Annotated in this window: 24 protein-coding genes; 18 read left to right on the plus strand and 6 right to left on the minus strand. The window is 59.8% G+C overall.

Features of this window, described 5'->3' with window-relative positions:
• Position 1: 1 nt before the first annotated feature.
• The 6 genes from ACODSK_RS12020 to ACODSK_RS12045 all read right to left on the minus strand — a co-directional run bounded on the left by ACODSK_RS12020 (position 2) and on the right by ACODSK_RS12045 (position 5,286).
• The gene (locus tag ACODSK_RS12020) at positions 2-1,180 is read right to left on the minus strand and encodes an ExeA family protein (RefSeq protein WP_489016222.1); all 1,179 of its coding nucleotides are present in this window, start codon (positions 1,178-1,180) and stop codon (positions 2-4) included.
• On the minus strand, positions 1,180-2,937 hold the full coding sequence (locus tag ACODSK_RS12025) for a transposase family protein (protein ID WP_489016224.1): 1,758 nt from the start codon (positions 2,935-2,937) through the stop codon (positions 1,180-1,182). The genes ACODSK_RS12020 and ACODSK_RS12025 overlap by 1 nt, the downstream gene beginning before the upstream one ends.
• A 3-nt stretch (positions 2,938-2,940) precedes the next feature.
• The gene (locus ACODSK_RS12030) at positions 2,941-3,915 is read right to left on the minus strand and encodes a hypothetical protein (protein WP_489016226.1); all 975 of its coding nucleotides are present in this window, start codon (positions 3,913-3,915) and stop codon (positions 2,941-2,943) included.
• Between the two features lie 15 nt (positions 3,916-3,930).
• Positions 3,931-4,248: a hypothetical protein gene (locus tag ACODSK_RS12035; RefSeq protein WP_489016228.1), complete on the minus strand. Its 318-nt coding sequence runs from the start codon at positions 4,246-4,248 to the stop codon at positions 3,931-3,933.
• Positions 4,245-4,724, minus strand: coding sequence for a hypothetical protein (locus tag ACODSK_RS12040; protein ID WP_489016230.1), 480 nt, complete (start codon positions 4,722-4,724; stop codon positions 4,245-4,247). Before ACODSK_RS12040 ends, ACODSK_RS12035 begins: the two co-directional genes overlap by 4 nt.
• A gap of 337 nt (positions 4,725-5,061) precedes the next feature.
• Positions 5,062-5,286: a DNA-binding protein gene (locus ACODSK_RS12045; protein ID WP_038410257.1), complete on the minus strand. Its 225-nt coding sequence runs from the start codon at positions 5,284-5,286 to the stop codon at positions 5,062-5,064.
• A gap of 103 nt (positions 5,287-5,389) precedes the next feature.
• Here ACODSK_RS12045 and ACODSK_RS12050 point away from each other — a divergent pair, with 103 nt between their 5' ends.
• The 18 genes from ACODSK_RS12050 to ACODSK_RS12135 all read left to right on the plus strand — a co-directional run bounded on the left by ACODSK_RS12050 (position 5,390) and on the right by ACODSK_RS12135 (position 17,409).
• Complete coding sequence (locus tag ACODSK_RS12050; RefSeq protein ID WP_489016232.1) at positions 5,390-5,812, plus strand: hypothetical protein; 423 nt, start codon at positions 5,390-5,392, stop codon at positions 5,810-5,812.
• Positions 5,813-5,825: 13 nt separating this feature from the next.
• The gene (locus tag ACODSK_RS12055) at positions 5,826-6,434 is read left to right on the plus strand and encodes a hypothetical protein (protein ID WP_489016234.1); all 609 of its coding nucleotides are present in this window, start codon (positions 5,826-5,828) and stop codon (positions 6,432-6,434) included.
• Positions 6,435-6,473: 39 nt separating this feature from the next.
• A complete protein-coding gene (locus ACODSK_RS12060; RefSeq protein ID WP_489016235.1) occupies positions 6,474-7,097 on the plus strand; it encodes a hypothetical protein in 624 nt (207 codons plus the stop codon).
• Between the two features lie 216 nt (positions 7,098-7,313).
• Complete coding sequence (locus ACODSK_RS12065) at positions 7,314-7,781, plus strand: structural protein (RefSeq protein ID WP_489016237.1); 468 nt, start codon at positions 7,314-7,316, stop codon at positions 7,779-7,781.
• A complete protein-coding gene (locus ACODSK_RS12070) occupies positions 7,778-7,996 on the plus strand; it encodes a DUF7940 domain-containing protein (protein WP_489016239.1) in 219 nt (72 codons plus the stop codon). Before ACODSK_RS12065 ends, ACODSK_RS12070 begins: the two co-directional genes overlap by 4 nt.
• 120 nt (positions 7,997-8,116) lie before the next feature.
• On the plus strand, positions 8,117-8,728 hold the full coding sequence (locus ACODSK_RS12075; RefSeq protein ID WP_489016241.1) for a lysis protein: 612 nt from the start codon (positions 8,117-8,119) through the stop codon (positions 8,726-8,728).
• Positions 8,729-8,734: 6 nt separating this feature from the next.
• On the plus strand, positions 8,735-8,953 hold the full coding sequence (locus ACODSK_RS12080) for a TraR/DksA C4-type zinc finger protein (protein ID WP_489016242.1): 219 nt from the start codon (positions 8,735-8,737) through the stop codon (positions 8,951-8,953).
• Positions 8,950-9,243, plus strand: coding sequence for a DUF2730 family protein (locus ACODSK_RS12085; RefSeq protein ID WP_489016244.1), 294 nt, complete (start codon positions 8,950-8,952; stop codon positions 9,241-9,243). Before ACODSK_RS12080 ends, ACODSK_RS12085 begins: the two co-directional genes overlap by 4 nt.
• Positions 9,240-9,533, plus strand: coding sequence for a VpaChn25_0724 family phage protein (locus ACODSK_RS12090; RefSeq protein ID WP_489016246.1), 294 nt, complete (start codon positions 9,240-9,242; stop codon positions 9,531-9,533). Before ACODSK_RS12085 ends, ACODSK_RS12090 begins: the two co-directional genes overlap by 4 nt.
• A gap of 2 nt (positions 9,534-9,535) precedes the next feature.
• Positions 9,536-10,087 carry a phage protein Gp27 family protein gene (locus ACODSK_RS12095; protein ID WP_489016247.1) on the plus strand — a complete coding sequence of 184 codons (552 nt, stop codon included), beginning with the start codon at positions 9,536-9,538 and terminating at the stop codon, positions 10,085-10,087.
• Positions 10,084-11,703, plus strand: coding sequence for a hypothetical protein (locus ACODSK_RS12100; RefSeq protein ID WP_489016248.1), 1,620 nt, complete (start codon positions 10,084-10,086; stop codon positions 11,701-11,703). The genes ACODSK_RS12095 and ACODSK_RS12100 overlap by 4 nt, the downstream gene beginning before the upstream one ends.
• On the plus strand, positions 11,700-13,196 hold the full coding sequence (locus ACODSK_RS12105) for a phage portal protein family protein (RefSeq protein WP_489016250.1): 1,497 nt from the start codon (positions 11,700-11,702) through the stop codon (positions 13,194-13,196). The genes ACODSK_RS12100 and ACODSK_RS12105 overlap by 4 nt, the downstream gene beginning before the upstream one ends.
• Positions 13,197-13,198: 2 nt before the next feature.
• On the plus strand, positions 13,199-14,017 hold the full coding sequence (locus ACODSK_RS12110; protein WP_489016252.1) for a phage head morphogenesis protein: 819 nt from the start codon (positions 13,199-13,201) through the stop codon (positions 14,015-14,017).
• Complete coding sequence (locus tag ACODSK_RS12115; RefSeq protein WP_489016253.1) at positions 14,014-14,496, plus strand: phage virion morphogenesis protein; 483 nt, start codon at positions 14,014-14,016, stop codon at positions 14,494-14,496. Before ACODSK_RS12110 ends, ACODSK_RS12115 begins: the two co-directional genes overlap by 4 nt.
• A gap of 233 nt (positions 14,497-14,729) precedes the next feature.
• Positions 14,730-15,824 (plus strand): peptidase, encoded by a 1,095-nt coding sequence (locus ACODSK_RS12120; protein ID WP_489016254.1) that lies wholly within the window; start codon positions 14,730-14,732, stop codon positions 15,822-15,824.
• A 15-nt stretch (positions 15,825-15,839) separates the two neighbouring features.
• Positions 15,840-16,763, plus strand: coding sequence for a major capsid protein (locus ACODSK_RS12125; protein ID WP_489016256.1), 924 nt, complete (start codon positions 15,840-15,842; stop codon positions 16,761-16,763).
• 8 nt (positions 16,764-16,771) lie between these two features.
• Entirely contained in the window at positions 16,772-17,080 is a 309-nt protein-coding gene (locus tag ACODSK_RS12130; RefSeq protein ID WP_489016258.1) for a hypothetical protein, read from the plus strand.
• Positions 17,077-17,409: a capsid cement protein gene (locus ACODSK_RS12135; protein WP_489016259.1), complete on the plus strand. Its 333-nt coding sequence runs from the start codon at positions 17,077-17,079 to the stop codon at positions 17,407-17,409. The genes ACODSK_RS12130 and ACODSK_RS12135 overlap by 4 nt, the downstream gene beginning before the upstream one ends.
• Position 17,410 lies beyond the last annotated feature (1 nt).

A 17,410-nucleotide genomic window follows, 5' to 3' on the forward strand; every position in this document is an offset into this window, starting at 1 on the left:
CTCACACCCCCTTCACTACGTCAGCGGTGACCAGAGGCTCACCGATCTGTGCAGCCAGGTTCATGGCAGCCTTCGTCAGGTTGCTCAGGGCGAGCGGATAGAGCTGGCTGGTCCCGTCTCGGCCACTAGTGCTCAGGCGTTGAATGATCGCCTGGATGCCACACTCGCTGATGACTTCCGGCAGCGGCTTTTGGAGTCGGTTGAAGCGGAACGCAAGGTGCTGTTCAACATTGGCAGCAGGAATGGGAGGTACTGCAACAACCTCTATACGCTGCACGACTTCCCGCACTTCGCCGTTGCGAGGGCTGAGTTTGATAGCCAGCTCAGGCTGGCCGATCAAAATGATTGAAATAAGCTTGGTGAAGCCAATCTCCAGCTCTCGCAACCGCTTCAGCTGTTTCAGCGTCGTGATCGGCAGCGAATGCGCTTCTTCAATGATCAACAGATGCCGGTTACCAGCGGTATAGCTGGTCGTCAGTGCGCGGTGCATCTGGGCGAAACGTGCTTCAGGCGAGGATTTCGTTTTCTCCAGGGGCGCCACCGCAGCCATGATCGCTTCCGCGATATGAGTGCTTTTCAGTGTTTTGCCCTTGATGTCGTTGTCTTCCATCGCGAGGACGTACGGCTCAATAACGACAACCGGGGCGTTCTCGCTGTCGAGACGATGTCGTAGATCACGGCGTATCGTGCTCTTGCCTGACCCGGACTCCGCGATGACTGCAAGGAATCCATCGTGTCGCGCAACCTGATACATGGACTCGCGGACGTAACGGATATCGGGGCTTACGTACATATCCGCGGCATCCTGCAAATCACCGAGGGGGTCGCGGAACAGACCGAACTGTTTCCGCGCGGCTGGTGTAAGTACCTGTTGGGCCATTAGCATGGGCTCGCACTCCTGTTCGTTTACGTGGTTGTTTTCGGGTGGGGATGTAGGGGCCCCGGCGTTGGCGCGCCGGGGTTCCACTTCTTCGAAAGCTGCGCTGATGGCAGCTAGGTTGGCGCCGCGCTGTGCGAGAAACGTCTTGATGCGTCCCTGCAAAGCCTTGCGGTCCAGCGATTTTGGCCACTGGTTGTGGTTGATCAGTTGAGCGATGGCAGCCTGGCTCAGGTCCACCGAGCGGGCCAACTCGGCCTGCGGCACCTTGCCCTCGGCAAGCACGTCCTTGAGCTTCAGCATCAAGCATTCCCTCCGACTACACGCAGGCCAGGCCGGGCGGGCATACGCAGTTGTTGGGTGATGGCGTCGATCTGATCTTCCGGCACGCCGTTGGGGTAGTTGGTTTTGAGCCAAGCCATGGATTCCGCCGTCCAGAGGCTGCCCATCTGGCCACGCAGAAGCTTTGCGGCCTCAACGTGGGAAAGTGGCTGAATCTCCACGGTTGGCGCAGTGATGGGCGAAGCAACACCGCGCCGTGGCATGTAGGACGGCAAGACCGTATCGGTGATGTGTTTGTGCGGATCGATCTCGCCATTGAACGGCAAGGCCCGCGCCTTGCGTGCAGCAGCAGCGTTCTCCTGGGATTCTGTCCCGGTGACCAGCTGTTCGATTGTTTTGCGTGCCTTCTGGGCTGGGGTGTCGGCCTGGGACTTGAAGGATTCGCCGATCACTGCTGAGGTCGCCATGAAGCCGTTGGCATCAATGGCGATTCGCTCGACTACATGGAAGACCTCCCGACCATCCTCGTTTGTCATCACTACCTGGGCGCTGTCTTCATCGCGCCATGGGTTACGGGTGATCAGCAAGGTATCGCCCACCATGATCTGCGGGATGACCGACACATCGAACTGCCCGCCGCGATAGGAAACCTGGAGGAAGTCGTTGACCTTCCGAGTTTCAGGCGCAGTCACCGCCAGCTCTCGGCATACCTCCGCCGAGGGCGCCAGGCGCAGCTGGCCAGCTTGAATGGTCAGCCACTGGCCATAGCGGGTACGACGGTGACGCGTATGGATGGCGGTTGCGTTGTGGTAGCGCATCCACTGGCCAGCCCAACCGTTGATCTGCTCCAGTGTTTCGGCCTTCTGCAGCTTCAAGGCCGACTCAAATTCACGCTCAACAATGTTATGGGCCTGCTCAACCTGCCCTTTGGCGCGGGCGTTGCCCACCTTGTTGATGATGAGCTCGATGCTCAACGCCTTGCACAGGTTGCGGAAGATCGCCGAAGTCATGGCCGCACCGGGGTCCGTCATGATGATGAACGGCACACCATGGAAGGGATCGTTTTCGCCGCGTTTCTGCATGCAGCAGATCAACACGTTGCAGAGGTTTTCCGCAGATTCGGCGCCCAGCACGTACTGCACATAGATTGTGCCGCTGGTGTGGTCAGTGATCACGTAGCGCCACAACCGCTTGCGTTCGATTTTTTTCAGGTTGGTGGGCTTGCCGTCATAGAACTCGGCCTGGCTCATGGTCTTGGCGCCATCATCGTCCAGATAGAACTGGGTGGAGATAGACGCATCGATCTGCCAAACGTGGTTTGGGTGGCGGCTGGCCAAGGAGACAGCCGGCTCCGGTTGCAACAGCTGCTCCGGGTGTAGGCGGTAAGTACGCAGAGCACGGGTAATAGAGCTGATCGATAGTGGTACGAACTCACCCGTCTTTTCGTCGACACGACCAGCCAGGATCTTGCCGTTGCTGCGAAGCCGTTCCACTGCACGCTCAACGGTCGACAGCTGTTTGTTGTTGGCGCGGATCGACTCCAAGAGCAATGCCGAGATCATGTAAGCCTCTGGCTCGCTCAAGGTGGTCTGGCCCGCGTCGGTACGGCGCTTGCGAGGGGCATTCACAGTGACCTCCCGAAGTTTTCGATAGATAGTCGGCAGGGACATGCCCAGCTCAACGGCCGCTGTTCGGCAGAGCTCGGTACGCTGGCCATGCGGGGCAACTTCCACCGCTCGGGCCAGGTCTACGAGGCGTTGGGTCACAACGGCGTTCATGGGTTATGCCCCCGCCAGAGCTTGAGCAACCTGGGTGTCAGCGTCTTCGCGCATCCATTCCGGGGTTGGATTCGAATCAGGGGTAGCTGGGATGCTGTATTCAACGCGGATTGAGGACACGGCACGCTCCACCTGGGCGAGCAAGCCAGCGATCACTGCGCGGTGGTCTGCACCGTCTTCGTCGGCGTGCGCTACAAGGGCTTCTACGGCGGGACGGAGTTTGCAGACGACGGCGGCTTCTGCTTCCGTGGCCAGCTTGGTGGCCTCCTCGCGGATCGCAATGACCTTTTCGTCAGGCGTCCTAGAGGCTACGAGGCGGCGGGTTTTCTCCAGCTCCAGCTTGGTGTCCTGGAGCTTGCCGGAGGTGTCAGCCAGAACCTGGCTCTGCGCCTCATAGTCGGCATTCACGTTGTCGAGTTGCTGAGCCAGCGCCTCTTTATCCTTGGCACTTTTGGCGATCAGCTCTTCGGCCAGATCAACGAAAGCGTCCTTGTCGCCAGACTTGGCCGCTTCGAGTAGAGCCGTTTTCTGGTCTTCGGGAAGCTTGCGATACTGGCGAAGTTCGCGGTAGCCGATGCCCATGCGGGACATGGACTCAAGGGCCTCTTCACCGAAGGCACGGAGATTCGCGATGTCCCGGTCAACCTGGTCCACGGAGCGACCAAGCAGGTTGCAAAACTCCTCCCAGGTACCGGACAGAATTTCCGCACCGTGCGGATTTTTTTTGCCAGCAATAGCGCGATAGAGCTTGGTTTCCTTGACATAGGCCAGCTTTGAAGTCCGCACCGTGCGGGAAAAATCTTCAAATGCCCCTGCCATCTGAGCTTGACCGAGGAGCTGGTTAACTAGGTCGCGTTCATCTTGCATGCCTTGGGCAATGTCACCCAGGACAGTCAGGGCAGCGGCATCTTCCTGAAATGCCTGTTGGTTGATTTCGGCCATGGATTGAATCTCCGTGGTGCTCGCTTTACGGGCCATTCACTACTTCCTTATTCAGTTGGGGGTGCGGGTATAACGCTGGCGTCGTTCGTTCAGCTCTCGCTGGGCCTTGCTCAAGGCTTCCTCGAATGCGAAAGACACCTGCACCAGCCGTGGGCCAAGTTGCCAACGGTGATGATCGTGAGGACTGCGATCTGCCAGGCCGGCAGTGCGAAGGTTTTCCAGGGCGCGCAAAGCGTTGTCATTCGAGCACTCGGCAGCGATGGCCACCTCTTTCAGGAGCATGCCCCGGAACTCGTTACCCGCCAGGGCCAACATCACACGCAGTACGCGCTGCACCTGCTCCGACGTGTACTTATCGTCTCTGATCATGGCTGATCCCCCAGTTCGAGCTGCGGCTGGGCGTGCTGCTGTACGTTTCCGCGATGCCATGCCAGCTCTTCTAGACCCGCCTGGATGGCAGCAAGGGCGGCAGCTGCCTCAACATCGTCAGCATAAAAAGCCATCAACTGGCCTGTCGCATCGTGCAGGGTTGTCTGCAGGGTCTGAATATCGTGTGTGCTAGCGGTACGGCCAGCGGGAACATCAATCAGCAGCTTGCCGCCGCTGCTGGCCAGCCAGCGTGTCACCAAGCTGATGCCACATGCCTGTTCGTAGGCCGGGATGAGCACAGCGGGCATGCGCCCGTTGGCAATCCACTTATAGAGGGTCCAGTGATCCTCCAGCCCCATCAGAGCGGCGATGCGCTCGATGCTGTGGTTGAAGCGCTCTTTTGCGTGCTGCTGGCACAGCTTCAGAGCGTCGCGAAGGTTGGTCGGCTGCACGCGTTTCCATTGGCGAGGGCTCATTGGAAACACTCCCTAGCCAATGCGGATCGGCTTTCCAAACAAAAAGCGCGCTTGATCATTGGCAATATCATTGCGCCATGCACAATGAAATCAGGTAAATTCACTGCCAGGGCGACAGCGATGGACAACGAACTGCAACGTTTGCAAGCACAAGTAGAAGCGCAGAGCTTCGTAATCGAAGAGTTGCTGCGGATCTGTGTACAATCTGGGCAGGTTGACCCAATGGCTATCGCTAATGGCTGGCGTTCAATACGGCAAAGTCCAACGTTCGTTGCGGCAGACGCCGCAGCGAAACGGAGGCTGGCCGATGAACTAGATGCTTGGGCTGATGTGATCATCATGCGACTTCCAGAGCCTTGGCCGGGTCGGTGCAGATCTCACCCGCTTTCAAGCCCAGCTTGATGGCAATTTCATGAGCCTGGCCGCGCACGCACTTCTTGCGGCCACCGAGCACTTCGAAAACAAGGTTCGGGGAGAATTTGTTGGCGACCGCCCATTGGGTGATCGAAACGCCCTTGGACTTGAGCTCCTCACGAGCCTGGTCAGGGGTACGTAGCTTCATGAGGGAAGCTCCTTTCGAGGGGTTATGGCGCCGCTTTAGGTGCCGACTAAGTGACCATTCGTGGTGGGATGGTGTGAACTAATATTGGTGTAAGGGTTACACATTGTCAATTGATTCTGTGGAATATCTACACATTCGCTTGCGAGATGAGCTGGAACGCCATGGGCTCTCGCTTGCCGATGCGTCGCGGGTCATTGGTGATTCTTCTAGTCAGGGGCTTCGTGATGTGTGTTCCGGGCGGAAGCGGGCTACCGCCGAGCTAATTGGGCGTCTCGCAGTCACGGGGATCGACGTACTTTTCGTGCTAACGGGGCTGCGCACAGCCCCAAATGCCTTGGCGTCGGGACTGTTGCCTTCAGATGAACAGCTTCTGCTCGACAGTTATCGGGGGCTCAGTGCGGCGAAGAAAAAGCAACTGCTCGTATCGCTGTTGAGCGGTGACGTGGCGAAAAAATCAGCGAAGGACGGCAATGTTGTGGTCAGCGGCTCGGGTAACAGAGCTGCAGGTAGGGACTACAAGGAGTGAGGAGTAGTGGTTCGTGAGGGATAACGAAGTTAATGTCGGCGGCGAACAAAATAGGGCTGCTGGACGCGATTACTACGAGTTCAATTTCAGACCCCATCATGAGGCCAGTACTCAGCGCGATTCGCGTGAGCTTGTACCTGCTCAAAAGAAAGAGTTGTACGACCTAGGCACGAAGTGCTGCGAGCTGGGAGCAGACTCCAAAGATATTTGGCGAGCGGTCTTCGCCGAGCTCGGTGTCAAGCAGATCGGCGACATAACTGCCGAGCAATTCCAGCAAGCTCGCAACGTGTTGCAGCGACGACTCGACAGTCTTTTGGAAGAAGAAGATAAGCGACGACTGGTTGGCAAGATTCTCCGCACGACCACCGAGAAGGATGCAAAGTCTGAGCTGAATAACTTCTGCGACGTGACCTTCGGACGTACCCATCTCAACAAGTTAAAGCGAGCTGAGCTTCAGCGTGTGCTGGAGTTTGTCCAGGGCTTTCAGATTCAACCTCTGGCAGGCGGAGCCAAGCAGGCGTATCTACAGCGTATGCCTCTGAGAGAATTTTTACTGACCCACAGAGCGCATGCTACTGGGCTGTTTGTATTCGGTGTGTTCGTAGGAAAATTCTGGTTCTGATCCGATCAGTGCTGGATAGGGCTATTAAAGGAGAGAGGGATGTCTGACGTTGTCTTTGTTATGGGATTGATTTTCGTGGCGTTTGCCATTGCTGGTTTGTTTAAACCCGCACTGTTCAAAGACAAGAAAACGGGCGAAGTGCCCAGTCGTTGGCCAATCTTTTTTGCTGGGATGATGATTGCGGCTGTCGCGTTTTACATCGCTCACTACTCAGCTCCTCGACCAAAAGCTAAGCAGGTGCCAGAGGTTGCCGCCTCGGACGTGAAAGCGAGCTCGACTGTTGCCCAGGCCTCTATTTACCCTAGTGGGAGCCCTAATGCTTTGGTTGCGGCCACACGGCTAGTGGAGGCTTTGGACAAAACTATGCTCGCGGGTCCCAGTGTTATTCAGAGTGGCAACCTGCAGGCAATAGGTGCGCACAGTCGCCTGTTTGGGGACTTGGCTGAATCGGCCAAAGAGCAGTTTGGCGCCACAATTTATGACCCTCTTGGCCGCTGTGGTATTGCTGGCGGCAACGCTCGCAGTTGGTGGCACGCACAAACCGACGCAGCTCGTAAGGGTGGCGTAGAGTCGACTCCAGGTGCGATCAAGGACTTCTTAGATCAGTATCAAGAGAACCGAAAGGAATGCTTGGCAGCTGCTGGAAACGAAACGGATCAATGATCTCAGAACGCGTGAGTGCTTAACATCATATGACTATGACACTGCGACGTAGAAGGTTTTCGAAGTACCAAAGCCCAAGCACTGCAGTGAAAGTCGACCTGCGGCAGATAGCTGAATCTCTTTAAACCTGATTAAAAGAACTCCTGCTACACGCCGCCGATCATGGCGGCGTGTTCGTTTCGGCGCCGTTCTGGCGCCCAACCAGCAGGAGGCGTCATGCGACCCAACACCCCGCGCGGCATCCGCAATCACAACCCCGGCAACATCCGACACGTCAAAGGCACTCGCTGGCAAGGTATGTCGGCGAACCAGAACGACGCCGACTTCGTCCAGTTCACTGGCGCCCAGTGGGGCATCCGCGCTATCGCGCGCACCCTGATCACGTACCAGGACAAACATGGTCTGCGTACCCCACGTTTGATCATCGGACGGTGGGCGCCGCCCAACGAGAACAACACTGAAAGCTACATCCGCAACGTGGCTAACCGCATGGGTGTATCGCCTGATGGGCGAATCGATGTGTACGACTACGGGACCATGCTCGTCCTGGTGGTTGGGATCATCGGACATGAAAACGGCTCAGGCCCACTCCCTGGCGGCGCCTGGTACGGCGATGCACTGATCAGCGAAGGTCTGCAACTGGCAGGCATCGTTCCTGGTGCCTACCACGGGGAGCCGCTATGAAACTGATCGCCAACTGGCGCCGTTGCTATCGCCTCTACAGCGTCCAGCTCGGCCTGCTGATCGCTCTGTTCGGCTTCCTGCAGATCAACGTGTTACCGATGTGGGAAGCGCAGCTCTCTGATCGGGCCTATGCGGTGCTCAACAGCGCGCTGGCCCTTCTGCTGTTCCTCGCCCGCCTGGTGAAACAGGGGCCCGACCAGGACACGCCATCGTGAAGCTGCAGCTGCTGTTGCCGTTGCCACTCACCTGGTTTTGTATCCCACCCACCGCTGCTGGCAGTTGGTTGACCTGTGCCAGCCGGCGACCGCGCAGCATGCGCAACCGGAGGCGCAAGCATGGCCGCATTTGATTACTTGTCCCTGCCGACTGGTCTGGCCTGGGCTGTTGCAGCCTGCGCCCTGAGCGCGGCTGCAGCAGGTTCTGTCGGGTACGGGCTGGGAGACCGTCAGGCTGCGGCAGCAGGTGCTGCTGACCTGGCGGATCTGAAACGGCAGCACGCCGAGCAAGCCTTGGCAAATGGGCAAAAGAACCTGGACGACCTGCTAAGCGAGATGCGCCGTGCCAACGATGCGGAAGCCCAGCTCATCAACGCGAAGGCCCAACACCAAACCGAGCTGGATCATCTCCAGGAGCGAATCCCCAATGTCACCACCGTTTACCTGCCTGCGCCTGCGGCAAAGCCTGTTGCCATTCCTCGTTGCGTGTTCACTGCTGGCTGGCTGCGCGACTACAACGCCGCCCTCGGTGTGCGAGCCGCTGCCCAAGGCACCACTGCCAGCCACCCTCAAGCAACGTCCATCCCAGCCCCCGGCACTGACGCCGAACTACTGGAAAGCGGTGTCACTCCCGCCGACATCCTGGCACACGCCCAGGACTACGGGATGTGGGCTCGCAACAACCTGGCGCAGCTCAATGCGTTGCTCGACCGTCAAGAACAAAAGGACTGACCGTGTATGGATGTAGCTGACCAGGCGCAGGACAACGACTTCACCGAGGCCGCGTTGCTGGCCCATCGCAGTGGCCTGCAGCACCGCTCTGGCCCATCGGCGTACCGCTGCGAGGAATGCGGTGATGCGATCCCGGAAGATCGCCGCCAGGCCGAGCCGGGTACCGAGCACTGTATTGATTGCAAGAGCGCCCTGGAGCATTTGGCCAAGCGAGGACTGCGATGAACCTGAACGAGTTGGAGTTCGGTTTCCAGACTGTGCAATGGGTGGTGATCACTGTGGTGGGTATCTACACCTGGATGACCAACCGCCAGGCCGCCAGTGCGCAGGAGATGCTTGAACTGCGTACCCGCATCGTCGCCCTGGAGGAGCGCATCCGGCACCTGCCGGATCACGCCGCCATCACGGAACTGCTTGGCGACATGAAGGCTGTCCGTGCCGAACTCACGGCCATGCAAGGCCTGACCCGCGCCGTGGACCGCATCAACGATTATCTACTGCGAGAAAAACCATGAGCCAATACGCCGATTTCCTGCGCCAGGACATGCGCCTGGTGATCCTGCGCCTGCTCGCTGAGATGCCTGCGTATAGGGCGAATAGCTCAGTGCTCAATGCCGCTCTGGACAGCTACGGCCACAGCATCAGCCGTGACCAGGTGAAGACCGAGTTGCAGTGGTTATCCGAACAAGGTGCCGTCTCGTTGGATGATATCGGCCCGGTGCTGGTGGCCACGTTGACAGAGCGCGGCCAGGATATTGCGGCCGGTCGTGCCCGCGTTCCCGGCATCAAGCGTCCGGGGGCCTGACCATGGCGGGTAAATCCTCCATCAACCGCTTACCCCCAATGGTCAAGGCTTACATCCAAAAGCTGCTGCGCGAAGACCGGATGACCCTGGACGAGATGCTGGAGGACATTCGCCATCGTTTCCCCAACGAAAAAGCGCCCAGCCGTAGCGCCCTCGGCCGTTTCAAGGTGGGCTTCGAGCAGCTCACAGAGAAGGCTCGGCAGACCCGCGAGCAGGCTGAAGCCTTCGTCGGCGCTTTGGGCGAGGATGCCAGCGACAAGACTGGCGCCTTGCTGGTCGAGGCCATCTCGACCCTGACCTATCAAGCGGCGCTGGGTGCCCATGAAAACGATGACGTGACCATCAAGGAGGTGGCCACCCTGGCCCGCGCTGCCAAGGCGACCATGGAAGCCAGGACCCTGAGCGTGAAGGAACGCCAGGCTATCGAGCGTGCTGCCCGCGACCGGCTCCTCCAGGAGCAAGCCGCCGAGCTGGACAAGGAAGTTCGCAGCGGTGGCATGGACGAGGAACAGGCACTGTTCTGGAGGCAGAAGTTCCTCGGGGTCAAGGTATGAGCGCTCCGGCAGTGAAGCCCAGCACCAGTACTCTGCGGGTCGTCGAGTGGGACGAACTGCCGGAGTCCGTCCGCTCCATCCCCCAGGGCTACAACCCCATCACCGAAGGACTGCTGATGGCCCACCAGGCCGATTGGCTGGCCATCAACGCCCAGATCAAGCTTTGCGAGAAAGGTCGCCGTACCGGCATTACCTTCGCTGAGGCGCTGGACTCCGTGATCACGGCTGCATCACGCAAGAGCGCGGGCGGCATGGACGTGTTCTACGTCGGCGACACCAAGGAAAAGGGGCTGGAGTTCATTGGCTATTGTGCCAAATTCTCCCGCGTTATCGCTGAGGCCCAGGCCTCGGGTGTCAGCGAGATCGAGGAGTTCCTGTTCGAAGACCAGGACGAGTCCGGCAACACCCGCCAGATCAACGCCTACCGTATCCGTTACGCCTCGGGCTTCAAGATCGTTGCGCTGTCGAGTAACCCTGCCAACCTGCGTGGTCTGCAGGGCAAGGTGATTATCGACGAGGCGGCATATCACAGGAACGTCTCTGCCGTGCTCGATGCCGCGACCGCGTTGCTGATCTGGGGTGGACGGATCGTCATCATCAGTACCCACAACGGCAAGGCCAATGCCTTCAACGGCATGATCAAGGACATCCAGGAAGGCCGCTACGGCGATGCCGCGGTGGTCTACAAGGCCACCTTTGACGATGCCGTCGCCAATGGATTGTTCGAGCGACGCTGCATGATGCGCGGCGAGGAGCCGACCGCCGAAGGTAAGGAAGCCTGGTACAAAAGCATTCGCAATGCATACGGCCCGCGTAAGGCGCAGATGCGCGAAGAGCTGGATGCGATCCCTCGGGACGGCAACGGCGTGTGTGTACCTGGCGTGTGGATCGAAGACGCCATGCGTCCGGATCGGCAAGTCCTCCGGCTCGCCCTGGATGAAGGTTTCACCCAGCAAGCGGTCTATCGCCGCGAAGCGTTCATAGAGACCTGGATGGAACTGCACCTGCTGCCGTTGCTGAAGCAACTCAACCCTGAGCTGCGTTGGTATCTCGGCATGGACTACGCCCGTCACCGCGACTTTTCTGTCATCTGCCCGATGTCTGTCGATCAGCAACGCCACCGCGATGTGCCGTTCGTGATCGAGATGCACAAGGTGCCGACCCGGCAGCAACAGCAAATCCTGTTCGCGATTCTGCGGGGCCTTCACAACTTCATCAGCGCTGCTCTGGACGCCTCGGGCAACGGCGAGACGCTGGCCGAGGACACCGCCGATGAGTTCGGCCATGAACGTATTCACCAGGTGAAGCTGTCTCGTGCCTGGTATGGCGCCTGGATGCCGCGCTTTGTCGGCCTGTTCGAAGACGGAACCATCACGCTGCCCAAGGACGACTCGCTGCAACAAGACATCCGTGCAATCGAGACAGTCGATGGCATCCCGATGATCGTCAAAGCCCGTCAGCAGGACCTCAAGGACCCCGAGCTTTACCGCCACGGCGACTTCGCCGGGGCTGGCGTGCTGGCCAACTTCGCCACCCTGGACAGCGCGTCTGCTCCAGTCAAAGTCAAATCCCGCCGCCGTCGTGCGGCATCTCAGATCTTCCAGGGGTACGCATGAGCAGCAAGGGCCTGTGGGTCAGTCCCACCGAGTTCGTCACCTTCGCCGAAACCCGGCGCGACAAGAGCCTGACAGACCACATCGCCAGCCGTGGTCGCAGCTTCGATGCGCAGGCTCTAGGCATGTACCTGCCCAACCCTGACCCGATCCTCAAGGCCCAAGGCAAGGACATCAAGGTCTACCGGGATCTGCGCAGCGCGGCCCTGGTCGGCGGCAACATCCGTCGCCGCAAGTCGTCTGTGCTCGCGCTGGAGCGTGATCTGAAGCGCCGCCAGGCTCCGGTCCGCGTAGAGCGGTTCGTCCGCGACTGGCTGGCTGATCTCGACCTGGACCGCATAATCCGCGAGCTGATCGATGCTGCGCTGTTCGGCTATCAACCGGTTGAACTGATGTGGAAATCCGTCGGTTTGCACCTGATACCCGACGACCTGCTGGGCAAGCCCGCCGAGTGGTTCCTGTTCGACCAGGACAACCAGCTGCGCTTCCGTGCCCGCGATGCCGGCATCCAGGGCGAGCTGTGCGACCCGCAGCGATTCATCGTTGCCCGGCAAGACGCGACCTACAACAACCCGTACGGTTTCGCCGACCTGTCCATGTGCTTTTGGCCGGTGGTATTCATGAAGGGCGGGCTGAAGTTCTGGGTGCAGTTCACAGAGAAGTACGGCAGCCCGTGGCTGATCGGCAAGCACCCGCGTGGTGCGGCGACCAAGGAAACCGACGATCTGTTGGACAGCCTGGAGCAGATGGTCCAGGACGCCGTCGCGGTCATCCCCAATGATTCCAGCGTCGAGATCAAGGAAGCCGCAGGCAAGACCGGTAGTGCTGATGTGTACCGAGAACTGCTGATGTACTGCCGCAGCGAGATCAACGTCGCGTTGCTTGGCCAGAACCAGACCACAGAAGCGACCTCGAACCGCGCCAGTGCGATGGCCGGGCTGGACGTAACCGAGGACATCCGAGACGGTGACGCCAGCATCGTCGCGGCAACGCTCAATGCAGCGATCCGTCTGGTGGTCGATCTCAACTTCGGCGAGCACGTCGATGCCCCCGTGTACGAGCTGTGGGAACAGGAGCAGATCGACAAGACCCTGGCCGAGCGCGACCGATCCCTGACCGAGTCGGGTGTGAAATTCACTGCCGCCTACTGGCAGAGAACCTACAACCTCCAGCCCGGCGATATCGAAGAGGTCTCTTCGACCGCTCAGCCCGAATTTGCCGAGGCGCCTGCTGTACGCCCGGTCCTGGATCAATACGCGCTCGACCAGGCGATTGAGGGCCTGGCCGCCACCGAACTGCAGCAGCAGGCCGAGCAAGCGTTGCTCCCCGTGATCGAGGCGCTGCAGCAAGAGAACGATGAGTCCAAGGCACTGGGAATGCTTGCAGAGATCTCGGTAGACCTGGACGCCATCGCCCTGCAGGAGAACCTCGCGCGTCTGATGTTCATCGCAGATACCTGGGGCCGCCTCAGCGCCTCGGCAGACCTGGAGGACTGAGCATGGCCAAGTCCGTTAACCCGGTTGACCTCAAGGCGATCTTCGGGCTGGAACCTGCTGCCGCGATCACTTACCTCAAGAGCAAGGGGTATGCGATCACCTGGGACTGGCAGGACATGCTCGATGCCGCCCATGACCAGGCATTCACCGTGGCCAAGGCCATGCGCCTGGACCTGCTGTCGGACATCCGCGAGTCGCTGGAGCGTGCGCTGCAGGAAGGTCGAACCCTGAAGCAGTTTACCGCCGAGCTTCAGCCGATCCTGGAGAAACAGGGTTGGTGGGGCAAGCAGGTGATAGTCGATAGTCAGGGCGAAGCCGAGCTGGTACAGCTCGGTAGCCCGTACCGGCTCAAGACCATCTACCAGACCAACCTGCAGAGCGCTTACATGGCCGGTCGCAAGGCGGCCATGGAAGACGCGGCGGAAACCCATCCGTACTGGCGATACGTTGCGATCATGGATGGCAAGACCCGGCCAAGCCATGCTGCGCTCAATGGTGTGGTGTACCGCCACGACGATCCGGTGTGGTCTGCGATCTATCCACCGAACGGCTTCAACTGCCGCTGCCGCGTGACCGCGCTGTCCGAAGCCGCCATGAAACGTCGCAAGCTGACGCTCGTATACAGCGCCGAGACTGTGCGCCAGGAAACTGTCGAAGTCGGAGTGAACAAGCGTACCGGAGAAGTCAGGACCGCCGAGGTTACAGTGGTTAGGGTTACTGGCTCGGACGGCAAAGTCCGCCAGTTCCGTACTGATCCTGGATTCAATCACAGTCCAGGTGAAGGCCTGGCCGACGTACTGAAAGCGAAGGGGGCTGCATGATCACGCTTGACCTGGATCACCAGGCGATTCAGAAAGCACTCTCCAGGGTCGAATGGGCTGTCGGCGAACTGGCGCCGCTGATGCGCGGCATCGCCGCCGAGTTCGCCAGCATCACAGAAGAGAACCTGGAGGACGAAGGCCAGTCGGGCAATGCCTGGCCGACATTGTCCGAGGTCACCACTGCTATTCGGGAAGCGTCCGGTACCTGGCCAGGTCAGATGCTCCAGATCTCTGCAGGCGGGCTGGCGGCATCGATCACTACGCACGCAGATAGTAGTAGCGCCCTGGTGGGCAGCAACAAGGTGTATGCCGCAATGATGCATTTCGGGGGCGAGAAACAGGAGTTCCCGAACTTGTGGGGCGACATTCCTGCGCGCCCCTACTTGCCGATGGACGAAGATGGCAAGCTGCAACCCGAGGCCGCAGAGTCGATCCTGGATCTCGCCCTTGCTCACCTGGAAAAGGCCGCTCGCCGGTAACGGCCTCTGGAGCGCCGAAGCTGTTCAGGCGCTCCGGTTCATCCAGCAATCGCTTGGCAACGCTGTTTGCTGCTTTACAAGGCTTTATAAAAGCTAGTCCGCATGCTGTCCGGCACTTCGTTTCTCGTCTCTCGCCAATCCCGAGCATTGCCACTCTTTAAACCCGATTAAAAGTCAGGCCGACATCGGCGGGTCAGGCTGTGCGCATCGTCATCAAACGCAGCGCACAGCTCATGAAACCACTGCACATTTTCAAGCCCGGCAAGCACGTCGCCATGAGCGGTGACAGCTTCAGCTTCAGCGAATCAGATCTGACTGCCACCGTCTTGGCCTACGACCCTGCTCGACATGAAGCCCCCCTGGTGATCGGTCACCCCAAGCACGACGCACCAGCGGCGGGCTGGGTTCAATCGCTCAGTGCCAGCACCGAAGGGTTGATCGCCACCCCCACGCAAGTTGACCCGGCGTTCGCCGACCTGGTGGGCAAAGGCAGCTTCAAGAAAATCTCCGCCTCCTTCTATCACCCGGACTCCCCGAACAACCCTGTCCCTGGCGTTTATTACCTGCGCCATGTCGGCTTCCTCGGCGCACAGCCGCCAGCGGTGAAGGGCCTGCGGCCCATCGAGCTGGCCGATGGCGAAGAAGGTGTTATCGAGTTCGGCGACTTCGGTCACGAAACCAGCGCGTCCCTGTGGCGCCGGCTGCGTGACTTCCTGATCGGTGATCGCGGCCTGGAGGTCGCCGACCAGGTGATCCCCGACTGGCAAATCAACAGCCTCGCCGAGGCTGCGCGTGAGCATGAGCCGCGCCCGTCCTTTTCAGAACCCGTCCCACCCATCACCGAGGAATCCACCGTGAATCCCGAAGAGATCGCCGCCATGCAGGCGGAAAACGAGCGCCTCAAAGGCCAGGTCCAGCAGCACCAGGAACAGAGTCGCAAGGCCCGCCTGGATGGCATCCATCAAAGCCACGTCGCCTTCGCCGAAGGACTGGTCAGCGAAGGTCGCCTGCTGCCCAAGCATGCCCCTGCGTTGATCGCAGCCCTGGACTTCGCCGAGTCCAACGACAAGCCCTTGGAGTTCGGCGAGGGCGACGAACGTCAGCCGGTCACCACTGGCCTCAAGGCGATCTTCAGCGACCTGCCCAAGCAGATCGACTTCGCCGAGAAGGCCAGCAAGGGGCGCCACGGCGGTGGCTCGGTGAAGGCCGACCTGGAGTTCGCCGAGAAGAACACCGACCCCGACCGCCTGGAGCTGCACCAGCGCGCAACCGCACTGGCCGCAGAGAAGAACATCCCCTACGAGTCGGCCGTTCGCCAACTCATCTAATCCACAGGAGCCACCATGGCAGATCGCTTGAGTAAACTCCGGGTCGTCGATCCGGTACTGACCAACCTGGCGCGCGGCTACCGCAACGCCCAATTCATCGGTGAAGCCTTGTTCCCGATTGCCTTCATGGACAAGGAAGCGGGCGTCATCCCACTGTTCGGCAAGGAAGCGTTCGAGCTGTATCACACCGAGCGCGCGATTCGTGCTCAGTCCAACATCATGAATCCCGATGATGCTGATGGCCTGGACGTGGTGCTGCGTGAGCATGACATCGCTTACCCAGTTGACTACCGCGAACAGAACGAAGCCATGTTCGATGCCCAGGCACGCGCTTCGCGCCGCGTCGTCGACGTGATTGATCTCCGTCGCGAAGTCGCCTGCGCCAAGCTTGCTCAAAGCCCGAGCACCTATCTGTCTGGCGCCAAGGTGACCCTGGCCGGCAACAGCCAGTGGAGCAACGGTGGTGGCGACCCGATCCAGGATGTCGAGCGCGGCAAAGAAGTTATCCGCAGCCGTATCGGCGTTCGCCCGAACACCATCACCATGGGTGCTTCGACCTACGCATCGCTCAAGTTCCACCCGAAGCTGCAGGAAGCTCTGGGCAGCAACGAGCGCAAGCTGATCACCATCGAGCATCTCAAAGCGCTGTTCGGTATCAATGACATCTACATCGGTGAAGCGCTCGCCAACACCAACTCGGTAGGCGACATCTGGACCGACACCCTGCAGCTGGCCTATGTCTCCAAGCCACAGGCTGGCTCACAGACCAACTACGAAGATCCGAGCTTCGGCTACACCCTGCGCCGCAAAGGCATGCCCGAAATCGACACCTTTGACGGCGCTGGCGGAAAGCTCCACTTCGTGCGCAACACCGACATCTACAAGCCCGTCGTCGTCGGCGCCGATGCCGGCTACCTGATCTCCGATATCAACGGCTGAGGTGGACCATGGCTGAGAAATCTACGCGACAAGACAAAGAGCAGAAGCCCGAGGTTGCCAAGGATCAGGCAGCTCAAGCAGGCAACGGCCCCGATACGCCGACCACCGGCCCGCAAGCCTCGGTCATTGTCGATGCCAGCCGGGCGCCAGAGCCCGAGCCAGAACCCGAAACACGCGGCTACCGCGTTACTTCCCGCAGTGATGTGCTGCTCAACGGCCAGCTGTACACCGAAGGTGACGATCTTCTGCTGACCGATGCCGTCGCACGGTCTCTGCTTAAAAACCGCTGTATCGAACCAAAGGACGATTCCCAATGAAGACCAAGCAAACTGTGCTCACTACCACGTTGCTGGCCCTGGTCGATCTGCCACGTCATCGCTTCGCCGGCCTGGACGGCGGCCTGTGCGCTGCAGGCGCCAAGTCCTTGGGCTCGGTTGCGGCGGATACCGAAGCGGATAACACCGCTCCCGTGGATGTCCTCGGTATTTGCCTGGTTTCTGCAGGCGGGGCTATCGCGGCAGGCGCCGAAGTCGAATCGGACGCCACTGGCCGTGCCGTCGTTCACGCGGAAGGTGTCAGCAATGGCACTGCGCTGGACGCCGCGACGGCAGCGGGCGACATCATCCGTATCGTGCGCGGGATCTGAC

Source organism: Pseudomonas sp. FG98, from assembly GCF_057808595.1.